This is a genomic window from Mesorhizobium sp. P3_A9, assembly GCF_056402975.1.
Genome location: NZ_JBFUGJ010000120.1, coordinates 1 through 16406, shown reverse-complemented (window position 1 = coordinate 16406; position 16406 = coordinate 1). Strand labels below are relative to the sequence as shown.

16 protein-coding genes and 1 pseudogene are annotated in these 16406 nt (G+C 61.7%); 10 read left to right on the top strand and 7 right to left on the bottom strand.

What is annotated here, in order from left to right; genetic code table 11:
• Positions 1–128 precede the first annotated feature (128 nt).
• The 3 genes from rpsI to AC1DX0_RS17750 form a co-directional block, all read right to left on the bottom strand.
• Entirely contained in the window at positions 129–611 is a 483-nt protein-coding gene (gene rpsI, locus AC1DX0_RS17760; protein ID WP_027042360.1) for a 30S ribosomal protein S9, read from the bottom strand.
• A gap of 1 nt (position 612) precedes the next feature.
• Complete coding sequence (gene rplM, locus AC1DX0_RS17755) at positions 613–1077, bottom strand: 50S ribosomal protein L13 (RefSeq protein ID WP_010915638.1); 465 nt, start codon at positions 1075–1077, stop codon at positions 613–615.
• 230 nt (positions 1078–1307) lie between these two features.
• Entirely contained in the window at positions 1308–1772 is a 465-nt protein-coding gene (locus AC1DX0_RS17750) for a PaaI family thioesterase (RefSeq protein WP_477221206.1), read from the bottom strand.
• A gap of 154 nt (positions 1773–1926) precedes the next feature.
• Here AC1DX0_RS17750 and AC1DX0_RS17745 point away from each other — a divergent pair, with 154 nt between their 5' ends.
• The 6 genes from AC1DX0_RS17745 (at position 1927) to AC1DX0_RS17720 (ending at position 6264) form a co-directional block, all read left to right on the top strand.
• Positions 1927–2748, top strand: a complete 822-nt coding sequence (locus AC1DX0_RS17745; protein WP_477221207.1) for an enoyl-CoA hydratase — start codon at positions 1927–1929, stop codon at positions 2746–2748.
• Between the two features lie 2 nt (positions 2749–2750).
• Complete coding sequence (locus AC1DX0_RS17740; protein WP_477221461.1) at positions 2751–3173, top strand: VOC family protein; 423 nt, start codon at positions 2751–2753, stop codon at positions 3171–3173.
• Between the two features lie 13 nt (positions 3174–3186).
• Positions 3187–3969, top strand: coding sequence for an AAA family ATPase (locus tag AC1DX0_RS17735; protein WP_477221208.1), 783 nt, complete (start codon positions 3187–3189; stop codon positions 3967–3969).
• Entirely contained in the window at positions 3966–4487 is a 522-nt protein-coding gene (locus AC1DX0_RS17730) for a CoA-binding protein (protein WP_027042367.1), read from the top strand. The genes AC1DX0_RS17735 and AC1DX0_RS17730 overlap by 4 nt, the downstream gene beginning before the upstream one ends.
• A gap of 145 nt (positions 4488–4632) precedes the next feature.
• Positions 4633–5913 (top strand): O-acetylhomoserine aminocarboxypropyltransferase, encoded by a 1281-nt coding sequence (locus AC1DX0_RS17725; RefSeq protein WP_477221209.1) that lies wholly within the window; start codon positions 4633–4635, stop codon positions 5911–5913.
• 6 nt (positions 5914–5919) lie between these two features.
• Positions 5920–6264 carry a cupin domain-containing protein gene (locus AC1DX0_RS17720; protein WP_477221210.1) on the top strand — a complete coding sequence of 115 codons (345 nt, stop codon included), beginning with the start codon at positions 5920–5922 and terminating at the stop codon, positions 6262–6264.
• A 9-nt stretch (positions 6265–6273) separates the two neighbouring features.
• On the opposite strand, the gene AC1DX0_RS17715 is transcribed toward AC1DX0_RS17720, so the two are convergent.
• From AC1DX0_RS17715 to AC1DX0_RS17705, 3 genes and pseudogenes are all read right to left on the bottom strand, one after another.
• Positions 6274–6981, bottom strand: coding sequence for a transporter substrate-binding domain-containing protein (locus tag AC1DX0_RS17715; protein WP_477221211.1), 708 nt, complete (start codon positions 6979–6981; stop codon positions 6274–6276).
• Positions 6982–7024: 43 nt separating this feature from the next.
• Positions 7025–7984, bottom strand: a complete 960-nt coding sequence (locus AC1DX0_RS17710) for a hypothetical protein (protein ID WP_477221212.1) — start codon at positions 7982–7984, stop codon at positions 7025–7027.
• Between the two features lie 133 nt (positions 7985–8117).
• Positions 8118–9202 (bottom strand): annotated as a pseudogene (locus tag AC1DX0_RS17705) (cytochrome P450).
• A 104-nt stretch (positions 9203–9306) separates the two neighbouring features.
• On the opposite strand from AC1DX0_RS17705, the gene AC1DX0_RS17700 reads away from it, so the two are divergent.
• The gene (locus AC1DX0_RS17700) at positions 9307–10410 is read left to right on the top strand and encodes an NAD(P)/FAD-dependent oxidoreductase (protein WP_477221213.1); all 1104 of its coding nucleotides are present in this window, start codon (positions 9307–9309) and stop codon (positions 10408–10410) included.
• A 1-nt stretch (position 10411) separates the two neighbouring features.
• Here AC1DX0_RS17700 and AC1DX0_RS17695 read toward each other — a convergent pair whose 3' ends face one another.
• Positions 10412–11002 (bottom strand): hypothetical protein, encoded by a 591-nt coding sequence (locus AC1DX0_RS17695; protein WP_477221214.1) that lies wholly within the window; start codon positions 11000–11002, stop codon positions 10412–10414.
• A gap of 338 nt (positions 11003–11340) precedes the next feature.
• On the opposite strand from AC1DX0_RS17695, the gene AC1DX0_RS17690 reads away from it, so the two are divergent.
• From AC1DX0_RS17690 to lon, 3 genes are all read left to right on the top strand, one after another.
• Positions 11341–11970 carry an ATP-dependent Clp protease proteolytic subunit gene (locus AC1DX0_RS17690; protein WP_027042376.1) on the top strand — a complete coding sequence of 210 codons (630 nt, stop codon included), beginning with the start codon at positions 11341–11343 and terminating at the stop codon, positions 11968–11970.
• A gap of 295 nt (positions 11971–12265) precedes the next feature.
• Positions 12266–13540, top strand: a complete 1275-nt coding sequence (clpX, locus tag AC1DX0_RS17685; protein WP_436161829.1) for an ATP-dependent Clp protease ATP-binding subunit ClpX — start codon at positions 12266–12268, stop codon at positions 13538–13540.
• A 273-nt stretch (positions 13541–13813) separates the two neighbouring features.
• Positions 13814–16225: an endopeptidase La gene (lon, locus tag AC1DX0_RS17680; protein ID WP_477221215.1), complete on the top strand. Its 2412-nt coding sequence runs from the start codon at positions 13814–13816 to the stop codon at positions 16223–16225.
• The last annotated feature ends 181 nt before the right edge of the window (positions 16226–16406 follow it).

Sequence of the window (16406 nt, the reverse complement as noted above, 5' to 3'; positions counted from 1 at the left end):
CGGTGGCGTTCGCGGCAATCTGCGCGTTCCTGTTCATCCGCGATGCGGACCATTCAGCCGGGTAGCATGCCAAATGCAAAAAGGCCGCCCGAAGGCGGCCTTTTCGATTGTCCAAAACTGCGGAGCGCTTAGCGCTTCGAGAACTGGAAGCTGCGGCGGGCCTTCGCCTTGCCGTACTTCTTGCGCTCGACGACGCGGCTGTCGCGGGTCAGGAAGCCACCCTTCTTGAGCACGGCGCGCAGTGCCGGCTCGTAGTAGGTCAGCGCCTTCGAGATGCCGTGACGAACCGCACCGGCCTGGCCGGAGAGGCCGCCGCCGACGACGGTGGCGACGATGTCGTACTGGCCTGCACGGTTGGAGGCGATGATCGGCTGGTTGAGGATCATCTGCAGGACCGGACGCGCGAAATAGGTCGCGAATTCCTTGTCGTTGACGACGATCTTGCCGGAACCCGGCTTCACCCAGACGCGCGCAATGGCGTTCTTGCGCTTGCCGGTGGCATAGGCGCGGCCCGACTTGTCGAGCTTCTGGACGTGGACGGGGGCTGCCGGCTGGGTATTCGTGTTGCCGGTGGCGGCGCCCAGTTCTGCGAGCGAGGAAAGCTCAGCCATCTTATGCGACCTTCTTGTTCTTGGAATTCAGCTTGGCCACGTCGAGGACTTCTGGCTGCTGGGCGACATGCGGATGCTCGGCACCTGCATAGACGCGCAGGTTCTTCATCTGGCGACGGCCGAGCGGGCCACGCGGGACCATGCGCTCAACGGCCTTCTCGACGACACGCTCGGGGAAACGACCCTCGAGCAGCTGGCGCGCGGTGCGCTCCTTGATGCCGCCGGGGTGACCGGTGTGCCAGTAATAGACCTTGTCGGTGAACTTCTTGCCGGTGAACACCACCTTGTCGGCATTGATGACGATGACATTGTCGCCGTCGTCGACATGCGGGGTGAAGGTCGGCTTGTGCTTGCCGCGAAGATGATTGGCGATGACAGTGGCGAGACGACCAACGACGAGACCTTCGGCGTCGATCAGGATCCACTTCTTCACCACATCCGCAGGCTTCTGCGAAAAGGTTGTCATGTTTTCTGCTCTCGGTTTGGACCTTCCCCAATCCACTAACGATAAGGAAGGCGTTTCTTGTTGCTTGGATTGGCGATGAGACGCTTGCCCGCCGCCAATAACAAAACGGCGGCCTTTGCGGGCCGCTGCTTCGTGAGGGCTTATAGGCGAGGGTCGGGATCGCGTCAAGGCGTGGGAAAAGGCAACTGTCTATAAAGATTAAGCAAAAACAATAGGTTGAGTAAAAGGTATTATTTTACCACATCGCTGTCCCGCTTCGGCGGGATCGAATAGGTGCCCGTGGCATGCGCGATCGTCTGGCCTTCCAGGCCCGCGACGATGTCGATGTCGAACACCATCAGGCTCTTTCCCAGCTTCAGGATGCGGCAATGGCCATCGATCGGCCCGGCCTCGGCCTTGCGCACGAAGTTGATGTTGAGGTTGGTGGTGACCGAGAGCGCATCCGGCCCGGCATGTGAGAGCACACAAACATAGCCACCAATGTCGGCCAGCGTGAACAGGGCAGGGCCTGACACCGTTCCGCCGGGACGCAGATGCCGCTCATTGGCATTGAGCCGCACGATGCAGCCCCCGGGAAACACGTCGATCGCCTCATAGGCGGCGGAACTCTCGTTGAGTTGCGGAAACACGGTCGCCATCAGCGCATTGACTTGCGCTGCGTTCAGCACCGGCTTGAGGTTGGTCTGGGCGGGCATGTCGGTCTCTCGGTTTACTCTTGGCCTGTATGAGCGCAGCGGAGTGTTTCTGGCAACATCTTCATCCTGCTGGCGCAAGCGATGGGTGTTGGATGAAACCCGATCCGATATTAGATAGTCTGCCAACCCGACCGGAATCGTGGAGACCTTAGCCATGGCCGAAATCCTTGCCATCAAACCTGCTGCAGTTGAAGGTCCGGTTGTCGCACAACTGGGCAAGGGCGTGCTGCGCCTGACGATCGCCAATCCACCCGCCAACGCTTTGTCGCTGGCGGTGATGGCGGCGCTGACGGCGGAACTAGAGCGCGCCAAGGCCAACAAGGCTGTTCGTGTCATCGTGCTGTCGGCGGCGGGAAAAGTGTTCTGCGCCGGCCATGATCTCAAGGAAATGACGGCGCGCCGTGCCGACGCCGATCGCGGCAAGGCCTTCTTTGAAGAGACCTTTGCCGCTTGCGCCGTGCTGATGCAGACGATCGTGCGCCATCCCAAGCCGGTGATTGCCGAAGTCGACGGCCTGGCGACCGCCGCCGGGCTTCAATTGGTCGCGAGTTGCGATCTGGCGATCGCCTCGCATGAGGCGACGTTCTGCACGCCGGGCGTCAACATCGGCCTGTTCTGCTCGACGCCGATGGTGGCGCTGTCGCGCAACGTCTCGCGCAAGCAGGCGATGGAGATGCTCCTGACCGGCGAGACGATCGATGCGGCAACGGCCAAGGACTTCGGCCTGGTCAACCGTGTCGTGCCGCGCGAATACCTGAATCAGATCGTCACCAAATACGCGCAAACCATTGCTTCCAAATCATCTTTGGTGGTCAAGACCGGCAAGGAAGCCTTTTACGCGCAGGCCGAAATGGGGCTGGCGGACGCCTATGCCTATACCGGCCGCATCATGGTGGAGAACATGCTGGCGCGTGACGCGGAGGAAGGCATCGGCGCCTTCATCGGCAAGCGCAAGCCGGAATGGACGGACGAGTAGTCGTGCAACCGCGCATCTCCATCATCACCATCGCGACGGACGATCTTGACCGCGCGGTGCGCTTCTACGAGGCGATGGGCCTGAAACGCCATGCCGGCATCACCGACGGTGTCGCCTTCTTCCAGATGGGCGGCGCCATTCTCGGCCTGTTTCCACGCAAGAGCGCCGAACAGGATTCCGGCATCGCCTTCGCCAGGGCGCCTTCCGCCGTCTATCTCGCCTACAACACCCGCTCCGATGCCGAAGTCGATGAGGTGCTCGCCATGGCCGAGAAGGCCGGCGGTAAGATCGTCAAGCCGGCCGGCCGCGCCTTCTGGGGCGGCTGGTACGGCTATTTCGCCGATGCCGACGGCCATGTCTGGGAAGTGGCGCACAATCCGGCCTTTCCGATCGCGGAAGACGGCACGATTTCGCTGCCTAAATGATGATGATCACGTGATGGCCTACCGCAAGCAGCTGACGCGGCTCAAGGCGCCCTATCTCAAGCGCATCCTGCTTGACCCCGAGCGGGTGGCGGACTGGGAAAAATATCCCTGGAACCTGCCGCTGTTTCGCGGCCGCGAGTTCGAGCTCGAGTTCACCACGCCCATCACCATCATCGTCGGCGAGAACGGCACCGGCAAATCCACGCTTCTTGAGGCGATCGGCGCTTTGGCCGGCTATGACGAGGCCGGCGGCGGCAAGGGCTACCGCCCGGTCGACCATTCCAGTGCCATCGACCAGAGCGGCGCCGCTTTGGCGAACACATTCCGTGGCCACTGGCTGCCAAAAGTCACCGCCGGCTGGTTCTTTCGCGCCGAATCCTTCTATTCGGTCGCCCGCTACCTCGATCAGGCGGCGCTGGAAGACCCGTTCAAGCCACCGCCCCCGGACTTCCTGTCCTGGTCGCATGGCGAGGGGTTTATCCGTTTCTTCGAGGAGCGGTGCCGTAGGCAAGGTATCTACATTCTCGACGAGCCGGAAAGCGCGCTGTCGCCGTCGCGCCAGATCGAACTGCTGAAGATGCTGCGGCGCATGGACCAGTCCGGCACTGCGCAAGTGATCATGGCGACGCACTCGCCGCTGCTAATGGCTTGTCCCGGGGCGCAGCTGTTCCGCATCAGCCGGTTTGGGCTCGAGCCCGCCGACTTTCGTGATACCGACCACTTCCGCATGTTGCGCGATTTCAGCAATGACCCGGATGGTTTTCTCGCCGAGGCGTTGTATGAGGACGAGGCATGAATCACGATAGCTACGACAATGCCTATATCGGCGGCATCCTCAATTCGGTGAAGACCATCGCCATGGTCGGCGCGTCCGCCAATGACGTGCGGCCGAGTTTTTTCGTGCTGAAATATCTGCTGGCCAAGGGCTTTTCGGTGATCCCGATCAATCCAGGCCAGGCCGGCAAGGAAATTCTTGGCCGGATGACCTATGCCAGCCTCGCCGACATTCCAGAGCCCATCGACATGGTCGACATTTTTCGCGCCGCAACCGCGGTGCCAGGTATCGTCGACGAGGTGTTGCGGCTCGATCCCTTGCCCAAAGTCATCTGGATGCAGCTTGGCGTGCGCCATGACGAGGCAGCCGCGCGCGCTGAGGCCGCCGGCATCAAGGTGGTGATGAACCGCTGTCCCAAGATCGAATATGGCAAGCTGTCCGGCGAGATCGGCTGGACCGGCGTCAATTCCGGCGTGCTGTCGTCGAAGAAGCCGCTGATGCGCCAGGGCTTCCAGAGTTTTGGCGTGCGCCAGAAATAGGCGCAAAAATATTCCGGGAATAAATGGATTTTATGGTGCGTTCGTCACAGATCGTTCGCCGAAAGGTATTTTCTTCTTTGCATTCGCCTACGGCCTTCGCCAAGAATGCCCGGCGATTTCTAGAGTTTCAAAAAGGGAGGTTTCAGTGACCCGTTCGCCTGGTTTCAACACGCTCGCTGTCCATGCCGGCGCCAAGCCCGATCCGGCCACCGGCGCGCGCGCCACGCCGATCTACCAGACGACCTCCTTCGTCTTCGACGATGCCGACCACGCCGCATCGCTGTTCGGCCTCAAGGCCTTCGGCAACATCTACACCCGCATCATGAACCCGACCCAGGCGGTGCTGGAAGAGCGCGTCGCGGCCCTTGAGGGCGGCACGGCCGCCTTGGCGGTCGCCTCCGGCCACGCCGCGCAGGTCATCGTGTTCCACAATCTGATGCAGCCGGGCGACAATTTCGTCGCTGCGACCAGACTTTATGGTGGCTCGATCAACCAGTTCGGCCACGCCTTCAAGAATTATGGCTGGGAGGTGCGCTGGGCCGACACCAACGACATCTCGACCTTCGAAAGCCAGATCGACGACAGGACCAAGGCGATCTTCATCGAGAGCCTGGCCAATCCCGGCGGCACCTTTGTCGATATCGAGAAGATCGGCGAGATCGCGCGCAAGCACGGCCTGCCGCTGATCGTCGACAACACGCTGGCCTCGCCCTACCTGATCCGGCCGATCGAGCACGGCGCCGACATCGTCGTGCACTCGCTGACCAAGTTCATCGGCGGCCATGGCAATTCGATCGGCGGCGTCATTGTCGATGGCGGCACCTTCGACTGGTCGAAATCGGGCAAATACCCGATGCTGTCGGAGCCGCGCCCCGAATATGGCGGCCTCGTCCTGCACGAAACCTTCGGCAATTTCGCCTTCGCCATTGCCGCGCGCGTGCTCGGCCTGCGCGATCTCGGCCCGGCGATCTCGCCGTTCAACGCCTTCCTCATCCTGACTGGCCTCGAAACCTTGCCGCTGCGCATGCAGCGCCATTGCGACAATGCCGTCACGGTCGCCGGCTGGCTGTCGAACCATCCGAAGGTCGCCTGGGTGAACTATCCCGGCCTGCCCAGCGACAAGAACAACGCGCTGCAGAAGAAATATTCGCCGTTGGGCGCCGGCGCCGTGTTCACCTTCGGCCTCAAGGGCGGCTACGAAGCCGGCGTCAAATTCGTCGAGGCGCTGGAACTGTTTTCGCACCTGGCTAACGTCGGCGACACCAAGTCGTTGGTCATCCACCCGGCCTCGACCACGCACCGCCAGCTTTCCGACGAGCAGAAGGTCAAGGCCGGAGCCGGCCCGGACACGGTGCGGCTTTCCATCGGCATCGAGGATGTCACCGACATCGTCGCCGACCTCGAACAGGCGCTCGCCAAGGTCTGATCGGGGATGGCCGCGTTCCTTTCTGTCGACACCAAAAGCGTCGAACCCGAATCCGGTGCACCGGCGCCGGATCGGCTGATCTCGGGCGATCCGAAGTTCCGCACCTGGAATGTCGAGGACCGGGACGGCGGCCTTTACGCCGGCATCTGGGAATCGACTCCCGGCAAGTGGCGCATCGTCTATGACGAGTGGGAGTTCTGCCACATCCTGTCCGGCGTTTCCGTTATCGCGGAGGACGGTGGGCAAGCGCGCACTGTCAAGTCCGGCGACAGTTTCGTGCTGAGGCCCGGCTTCAAAGGCAGCTGGGAAGTGCTTGAAACGACTCGCAAGGAGTATGTGATCAAGCTGTAGGCATCCGGCTCAGACGACGCGATCGATATCGCCGTCTGAAAATCCGTATCGGGCCATCATCCGCCGATGCCAGTCGCTGCCGAGCAGTTCATCGAGGCAATCATCGATGCGCCGGAGCAGGTCGGCATTATCCCCGGCGATCGCGAAGGCGCCGGCCGATGGCTGTTTTTCAGCCGCGGCTACCTCGACAAGCCCAAGCGGCATTTCGGGTTGCCGCGCCAGATAACCTCGGTGCGCCATGGCAACGCTGGCATAGGCATGCACCACGCCGTCGGCGACAGCCCGCGCTGCATCCGCCTGCGTCGTGAACAGCCTGATCTGGCTGGGTGAGACGCCATTCCGCAATGCCGTGAGATGCTGAACCTGATCGGTGATGACGCCGATCAAGGCGGTGGGATCTTTCGCGATCGATTGATAGCCGTCGAAGCCGCACGGATTGCCTTGCATGACCAGCAACCCATCCTGCAAAGACCAGATCGGTCGGGTGAAGTCGACAATCTGCCTGCGCTCATCGGAGACGAACAGCCCGGTCGTCATGGTCCAGCGGCCGTTCACCAGTCCTGGCAACAATTCGGCGAATTCGGTTCCGATCGCAGTAAAATCCTTGAAGCCAAGCATGCCGCTGACCCTTCGCGCAAGCTCGACGTCACAGCCCGAAACCTCGGCCGATGCGTCGGTAAAGCAAAATGGCGGCTCTTCCAGGAAAGCGAATTTCATTGCGGTCATTGGTTCCGGTGGTCGGGTGTCATGTTCAGGCCAGCTACTTCGCCGGAAACTGGCTGAGGCAGGCTTCCGACGCCTTGTCGTGCGCGGTCAGCAAATCGGCGTCCTGCGCTTCGAGATCGGCATCCGATATCTCGTCGCGATAATACTGCGCCAGGAGGTCGAGCCCCTGCTGGCTGACGCCATAGGTCGGGATTTCGCGGGCAAGGCAGCCGCAAAGGCTGAGCGCACGATCAGCCGAGCCGGTCTTGTGGTTGGTCAGGATGAAATCCTGCGCCGGACAGGCATCGAGAAATGCGCCGAAGTTCAGCTTCTGCTGCGGTTGGTCGCCATGGTTGAAATAGGCGGGCGGCCACTGGCTTTTGCCACTCGCGACATCGCAGCCGATGGAGACGTCCTGGGCGCTTTTCGACAGGGCGAGCCAGGCATCCTCCTTGTCGCCTATTGGATACTCGACTTCCTGCCCGGCAATCGAAGCCGTATAGGCGTCAAGGTCGGCCTGTTTGAAGCCGACGACCTGAAATCGGTTGAACTGGCATTGGCATCCCGTGGCCACCTGTTCCGCTTCGCCCTCGGCCGGCTGCTCGCTCAACTTGCTTTTCTGGCAGGCAGCCACGAAGGCAGCGCCATCGAGCGTCGAGGCTGGAAAGGTGGAAGCGTCGACGTAGCGCGTTCCATCCCAGCCGATCGTCATCTTGTCGGACTGGATGTCGAGAAAGCCGTTCCGCTTGAAAGGACTGAGCCCGATCTTGTCCTGTGGCACCAACCTCGCGCCGGGAATGTCGCCGAGAAACTCGTGATAGCTGTCGCCTTCCAGGACGAACAGGAAGTTGCCGCATTTGATGCCGTCGCAGCCAGGCGCGTAGCGGTAGGCGAAGATTTCCGGGATGCCATCGAGATTGAGGTCGACCTCGATGGCGAAGGACGCCAGCGGCAGGCCCTTCGATCCGGTCTGCCGCTCCAGAAGGCTCATCGCCATTTTCTGGGCGATGGCCATGCTGTTCTCCCAAGGGATGTTTTCCGGCTGCTGGGCGCGCGCCGCCCCCAGGCAGACGCATAGCAATGCCAATGCGAACGCCGTCGCCGGTCTCCAAAACAGTCTCATCGCGCAGCCCCAGGCCCGCGATCGTTCAGAAACCGACAGCGAGCGTTTCCAACCCATGGAAGTGGTAAGTGTCGCGGAAGCGGGGCTGTTCGGCAAGATGCAGTTGCGGATGCCGTTCGAACAAAGTCTTCAGCGACACCTGCAGTTCGAGCCGAGCCAGCGGGGCCCCGATGCAAAAATGGATGCCGGCGCCGAAGGACACGTTCTTCTGGTCGGTTCTATCAGGCCGGAAGACGTGCGGTTCGGCGAAGGCGCGCGGATCATGATTGGCCATGCCGAGCAAAAGCCCGATCGCCTGGCCCGGCTGCACGACGATGCCGGGCGCAATCTCGATCTCCTGATAGGCGTAGCGCATGAACATGTGCAGCGGCGCGTCGAAGCGCAGGCATTCCTCGACGGTGGCAGCAGCCGCTTCCGCCGAGGTGAAGAAGCGTCGCGGATCGCCGCCTTGTGCCAGGATAGAACGCACCGCATTGCCGGTCTGGTGCACGGTCGCCTCGTGGCCGGCATTGAGCAGCAGGATCGCCGAGGACACCATTTCATCCTCGGACAGCTTTTGGCCGTCCTCCTGCGCCGAAATCAGCAGCGACAGCAGGTCGTCGCCGGGATTCTTGCGGCGCTCGGTGACGTAACCGCGCAGGAAATCGGCAAATTGGCTTGCGGCGCGATTGGCCGTCTCTTCGGTTTCGCGCGTGCGGCCATGAATGTACATGGCGACCATTTGATGGGACCGACCTGGCGCGAGACGAAGGCCCGGTTGACCAGCGTTCTCAGCCGCGTGTGCACCGGTGGTTCCAGCTCCAGCATGGAGTTCGCTTCTATGCCGTCGAACGCCTTGAGATGGCTGCGGTCCTCGCCGTTGCCGCGACTGTCGGGAATGCCGGCCGGATTTTGGCGACCGAAGCGGCGGTCGCGCAGCAGCCGGTTAACATCGTCGAAGCCGCCAAAGCACCAGAAGCCGAATTCCTCCCAGAAGAAGGCATTCGCTACGCCATGCAGGAAGCCATAGGCCTCGTACGGGTTCAGGAAGAAAGCCGGCTCGTGCGGGGCGAGCCGCAGCCGGCGGGTGGCTGGATCAAAGGCCAGATAGGGCAGCGTCAATTTGGTCATGCCAGACCCATAGCGCGGCTTGCCAGCCCGTTTCCAGACCGTATGTTGGCGCGCAATACCCCATGAGTTGAGCCAGCCAGTGCGGCTGCGGAAGGTCTGAGCGGATGAATGTGATCGTTGTCGGCGCGGGTATTGCCGGTCTCTCGACGGCATGGTCGCTGGTCAAGGCCGGCCACAGCGTCTCGATCGTCGAACAGGGGCCTATTCCCAATCCACTGGCGGCGTCGGGCGACCATCATCGCGTCATCCGCCGCGCCTACCGCGCCGGAAGCGGCTATGGCCGGCTGATCACCGAGGCCTATCAGGCCTGGGACGAGATGTGGGCCGATCTCGGCGAAAGCCATCTCGATGCGCGCGGTTTTGTCTGCATTTCGCGTGAGCCGGGCGACGAGGCAGAAGAGTACCGCGAGGGCCTGGAAGCGGGGAATTTTCCTTTCGAACTGTTCGAGCCCGACGCCGCGGTCAAGCGCTGGCCTTTCCTTGAGCCGGGCTCGTTCCGCTATGCCTACTATTCGCCGGAAGGCGGCGCGCTCCACTGCCGCAAGATCGCGTCCGGGCTTGCCGCTTGGCTGCGCGCCAACGGCGCCAATGTCTACGAACGGAGCCAGGTGACGAAGATCGATGCCGAGGCGGGCCATATCGTGCTGGAAAGCGGCGAGACCATGCAGGCCGACCGCATCGTCGTCGCCGCCGGTGCCTGGGTGCTGAAACTGTTTCCGGAGCTGGACGGCGAGTTGAAGACCTATCGGACAGCCCTTGCCTATGTCGAACCGCCAGCCGACTTGAAGGCGGCCTGGGAGGTCGCGCCGGTCGTCCTCGATATCGGCGGCGCGGTTGACGGCTACGCGATCCCGATCTCCGGCGGCGCCGGCATGAAATTCGGCTCGGGCCTGCACAAAGTGCCGACCAGCGACGCCGACTGGAACCGTGACCCGGTGGCGGGCGAGGGCAAGGCGATCCGCAACCTGTTTTCGCCACCGATCGCCCGGATCGAGGAATACGCGGTGACCGAGGTCGTCACCTGCGCCTACACCTTCACGGATGACGAGAAATTCTTCGCCTATGAGCGCGGAAAATGCCTCGTTGTATCGGCCTGCTCCGGCCACGGCTACAAATTCGGCGCGGCGATAGGCAGGCGCGTTGCAGCGGCGGTCGGCGATGGTGATGTCGCTGGCCTGAAGCGTTGGCTGCGGGCGGAGGTGGTCTGACCTAATCCTGGCAATGCCTGGGAATATGCACGCGCCGCCAACCGGATGACCCTTCCCTGACCACCACGCGCCGCGCGACGGTCTGGTAGGAGGCAGGCACATCGATAATGCGCCTTTGTTCCGGCTGTATCAGCACCTCCTCGGCAATCTTGTCGTACTGTGCCGGAGTAACGACACGCCGCGTGCGCTCCGGCTGGATCACCACCGTCTCGGCGACGCGTTCGTAGCGTGCCTTGTGCCAGGTCTTGCACAGCACCTTGCGGCCATGGATGACGCGCCATTCCCAGGAATAGCCGCCGTCGTCGACTTGCACCGTGTGATAGACGGTGCGGGTGATGGCGGGCACGACCTCGTAGCTCACCTGCGCCGGGACGGTCATCACCACGCGTTCCCGCGTACCGTAGATGGGTGGGGTGTAGTCGACCTGCTGGCCGGGTGGGCTGACCATCACGTCTTCATAGACCGTGTCGTAAACGGCCGGCGTGCGGACCGGTTCGTAGCATTCGACGGCGCGGCCGCCGGCCGCCGTCTGCGAAGTTGTGCCGAGCATGGCCAGCCCGGCAAATGCGAAGGATGCGCTTCTCCTGAACATGACACTCCCCCTGTTTGAACTGCAGGCATAAGTTCAACGTTGAATTGTAGGGGAGGCGGTCCCGGAGAAAAGCGGTTTCGGCGCATTTCGTTAAGTGACGCGGTTAAGAAACTGCTACGCTGCGGGCCGGTACCGTCTGCCCCAGGCCGGCGCAGGCGTCCGGCGATGCGAATCCTTGGCCGTAAAGCTTGATTCGACTTACCCAGATGGCTAGGACGGGTCGGCCTTGCACAAGGATGAGCCGGCATCCTATCTACGGAATAACGATCCAGTCCCGATTCTGCCCGATCTGCCGGTATTCCGGCGCCGGAATCCCACCGCGAGATAAGAGACATCTGATGAAGAACCCCGTCGAAACCTACATGAACCTCGTTCCGATGGTGGTCGAACAGACCAATCGCGGCGAGCGGGCCTACGACATTTTCTCGCGCCTCCTCAAGGAGCGCATCATTTTCATCACCGGTCCGGTCGAGGACGGCATGGCGACGCTGGTCTGCGCGCAGCTTTTGTTCCTCGAAGCCGAGAACCCGAAGAAGGAAATCAACCTCTACATCAATTCGCCGGGCGGCGTCGTCACTTCGGGCATGGCGATCTATGACACCATGCAGTTCATCAAGCCGGCCGTGTCGACGCTCTGCATCGGCCAGGCCGCCTCGATGGGTTCGCTGCTCCTGACCGCCGGCCACAAGGACATGCGCTTCGCCACACCGAACGCCCGCATCATGGTTCACCAGCCATCGGGCGGCTTCCAGGGCCAGGCTTCCGACATCGAGCGCCACGCCATGGACATCGTCAAGCTGAAGCGCCGTCTCAACGAGGTCTACGTCAAGCACACCGGCAAGACCTACGAGGAGATTGAACGCACGCTCGACCGCGACCATTTCATGACCGCCGACGAAGCCAAGGATTTCGGCCTCATCGACAAGGTCATTTCGTCGCGCGAGCCGCCTGAAGCCGCCGTGGCATAAGGGCTGGGTGGCAGTTGGATGGCACCATCACGCGCTTTTGGCGTCTCTTGCGGCATTTCGGCCACAATTGGCTGTTCCCTCGACGGTCGGGATTGCCTACGTTAAGGCTATGTTGATTTTCGACGGCTTAGCTTTGTGTAGGGTTGCTGCGAATCATTGCCACGTTTTCTGATTTGTGTTTCGTACGGAATACGTTGCGGGAGCCGGGACACTGGCGGCGGCGGATTCCCGCGATAGATAGAATATGCGCCCTTTCAGCCAGACCATCGGCGGGCGGCCATGAAAGGACAGGAAAATGAGCAAGGTCGGCAACAACGGCGGTGACTCGAAGAACACGCTTTATTGCTCGTTTTGCGGCAAAAGCCAGCATGAGGTGCGCAAGCTGATCGCCGGTCCGACGGTCTTCATCTGCGACGAATGCGTCGAGCTCTGCATGGACATCATCCGCGAGGAGAACAAAACCTCGATGGTGAAGTCGCGCGAGGGCGTGCCGACACCGCAGGAGATCCTCAAGGTTCTCGACGACTACGTCATCGGCCAGCCCTACGCCAAGCGCGTGCTGTCGGTGGCCGTCCACAACCACTACAAGCGCCTCGCGCATGCCGGCAAGAACAACGATGTCGAGCTGGCGAAGTCGAACATCCTGCTGATCGGCCCGACCGGTTGCGGCAAGACGCTGCTCGCGCAGACGCTGGCCCGCATCATCGACGTGCCCTTCACCATGGCTGACGCCACGACGCTGACCGAAGCCGGTTATGTCGGCGAGGACGTCGAGAACATCATCCTGAAGCTGCTGCAGTCGGCCGACTACAATGTCGAACGCGCCCAGCGCGGCATCGTTTACATCGACGAGATCGACAAGATTTCGCGCAAGTCCGACAATCCCTCGATCACCCGCGACGTGTCGGGCGAGGGCGTACAGCAGGCACTGCTGAAGATCATGGAAGGCACGGTCGCCTCCGTGCCGCCGCAGGGCGGCAGGAAGCATCCTCAGCAGGAATTCCTGCAGGTCGACACCGCCAACATCCTGTTCATCTGCGGCGGCGCCTTTGCCGGCCTGGACAAGATCATCTCGGATCGCGGCAGAAAGACCTCGATCGGCTTCGGCGCCATCGTCGCTTCGCCGGAGGATCGTCGCACTGGTGACGTGTTCCGCCTGGTCGAGCCCGAGGATCTGTTGAAGTTCGGCCTCATTCCGGAGTTCGTCGGCCGTCTGCCGGTTCTGGCGACGCTGGAAGACCTTGACGAGCCGGCGCTCATCCAGATCCTGACCGAGCCGAAGAACGCGCTGGTCAAGCAGTATCAGCGGCTGTTCGAGATGGAAAATGTCGACCTGACCTTCCACGAGAATGCGCTGTCGGCGATCGCCAAGCGCGCCATCGAGCGCAAGACCGGCGCCCGCGGCCTGCGCTCGATCATGGAAGCGATCCTGCTCGACACCATGTTCGAACTGCCCGCGCTCGAAGGCGTGCGCGAAGTGGTGATTTCGGAGGAAGTGGTGACCGGCAGCGCCCGGCCGCTCTACATCTACTCCGAACAGAAGGAAAAGAAGGGCAATGTCAGCGCCTGATATGGCAACTGACCCCATATTTTTGTGGAACGGCGCCGTTGCGGCGCCGTTTTGCTGTGAAGGGCACACGACGTCAGCGATGGAGTGGATTTGCCGGCGATGTTAACTCTTGATCTTTGCCCTATGTGCATCCACCTAACACTGGAAGGCCGAGGTGCCGAATTCTGTGCTGTAAAACTCCCGTCACAAACGGTGGTAGGCGGAACGATCCTCGGTCGTTAATATGAGATTCGCGGTTGGCCTGATGGTGGCCGCGACATGAAAGGTTGGACAATGGCCAAAATATCCAAGGCTCCCAGCGACGGCGTCTTCGCAGTCCTCCCACTGCGCGACATCGTGGTGTTTCCGCACATGATCGTTCCGCTCTTTGTCGGGCGTGAAAAGTCGATCAAGGCGCTGGAAGAGGTGATGGGTCAGGAAAAGCAGATCCTGCTTGCCACCCAGATGAATGCCGCCGATGACGATCCCGAGCCCGATGCGATCTTCGACATCGGCACGCTCGCCAATGTGCTGCAATTGCTGAAGCTGCCCGACGGCACCGTCAAGGTTCTGGTCGAGGGCGCTTCGCGTGCGAAGATCGTATCGTTCACCGACCGTCCCGATTTCCACGAAGCCCGCGCCACGGCGCTGGTCGAGCCGGAAGAAGAAGAGGTCGAGGTCGAGGCGCTCGCCCGTTCGGTCGTCACCGACTTCGAAAACTACGTCAAGCTGAACAAGAAGATCTCGCCTGAAGTGGTGGGTGCTGCCAGCCAGATCGACGACTATTCCAAGCTCGCCGATACGGTTGCCTCGCATCTCGCCATCAAGATCCCTGAAAAGCAGGAAATGCTGGCCACGCTCTCGGTCAAGGAGCGGCTGGAAAAGGCGATGGGCTTCATGGAAGCCGAAATCTCCGTCCTGCAGGTGGAGAAGCGCATCCGCTCGCGCGTCAAGCGCCAGATGGAGAAGACGCAGCGCGAATACTACCTCAACGAGCAGATGAAGGCGATCCAGAAGGAGCTCGGCGAAGGCGAGGACGGCCGCGACGAGGCCGCTGAGATCGAGGCGCGCATCAAGAAGACCAAGCTCTCCAAGGAGGCCCGCGAAAAGGCGGAAGCCGAGTTGAAGAAGCTGCGGACGATGTCGCCGATGTCGGCGGAATCGACCGTCGTGCGCAACTATCTCGATTGGCTGCTGTCGATCCCGTGGGGCAAGAACTCCAAGGTCAAGCAGGACCTGGCCTATGCCCAGAACGTGCTCGACACCGATCACTTCGGTCTCGACAAGGTCAAGGACCGCATCGTCGAGTATCTGGCCGTGCAGAGCCGTCAGAAGAAGCTGAAGGGGCCGATCCTGTGCCTCGTCGGCCCTCCCGGCGTCGGCAAGACCTCGCTCGGCAAATCGATCGCCAAGGCGACCGGTCGCGAATTCATCCGCATGGCGCTCGGCGGCGTGCGTGACGAAGCCGAGATCCGTGGCCATCGGCGCACCTATATCGGCTCGATGCCCGGCAAGGTCATCCAGTCGATGAAGAAGGCGAAGAAGTCCAATCCGCTCTTCCTGCTCGACGAGATCGACAAGATGGGCCAGGACTTCCGTGGCGATCCGTCGTCGGCGCTGCTCGAGGTGCTCGATCCCGAGCAGAACTCGACGTTCATGGACCATTACCTCGAGGTCGAATACGACCTGTCGAGCGTGATGTTCGTGACGACGGCGAACACGCTGAACATCCCTGCGCCCTTGATGGACCGCATGGAGATCATCCGTATCGCCGGCTACACCGAGGACGAGAAGATCGAAATCGCCAAGCGGCACCTGATGCCGAAGGTGATCCGCGATCACGCGCTGCAGCCGAAGGAATTCTCCGTCGGCGAGGATGCGATCCGCGCCATCATCCAGACCTACACCCGTGAAGCGGGCGTCCGGAGCCTGGAGCGCGAGCTGATGAAGCTTGGGCGCAAGGCGGTGACCGAGATCCTGAAGACGAAGAAGAAGACGGTGAGCATCACGGCGGCGAACCTCGCTGACTACCTCGGTGTCCAGCGCTTCCGCTTCGGCCAGGTCGAGGCTGACGATCAGGTCGGTGTCGTTACCGGTCTTGCCTGGACGGAAGTCGGCGGCGAGCTGCTGACGGTCGAAGGCGTCATGATGCCCGGCAAAGGCCGCATGACGGTGACCGGCAATCTGCGCGACGTGATGAAGGAATCGATCTCGGCGGCGGCCTCCTATGTCCGCTCGCGCGCCATCGATTTCGGCATCGAGCCGCCGCTGTTCGACAAGCGCGACATCCACGTCCACTTGCCGGAGGGCGCCACGCCAAAGGATGGCCCGTCCGCGGGTGCTGCCATGGCGACTGCCATTGTATCGGTAATGACCGGTATTCCGGTCCGGGCCGATGTGGCGATGACTGGCGAGATAACGCTTCGCGGCCGCATCTTGCCGATCGGTGGCCTGAAGGAGAAGCTGCTTGCCGCACTGCGCGGTGGCATCAAGAAGGTGCTGATCCCGGAAGACAACGCCAAGGATCTGGCGGAGATTCCAGACAATGTGAAGAACGGCATGGAAATCATTCCGGTCTCACGCGTCGGTGAGGTGTTGCGCCACGCTCTGGTGCGTATGCCGGAGCCGATCGAATGGGTCGAACCGGTCAATCCGCCGGCCTCGACCGACAGTGCCGACGACGCTGGAAAGCCGCTTGCGCATTAGAGCGCCGCGCGTCCAATTGGACGCGCAAAGGACGCTCTAACACTTGGGACTTATGCATGGTCCTTTCCGAAAACCGACGTCGGTTTTCGGGGCCATGCATTAATATTTGCTAAAGTTGCAGTGCACAAACGGAAAGCCGGGCCTCGCGCCCGGCTTTTTCATGTGAAGAACCCACCATTTC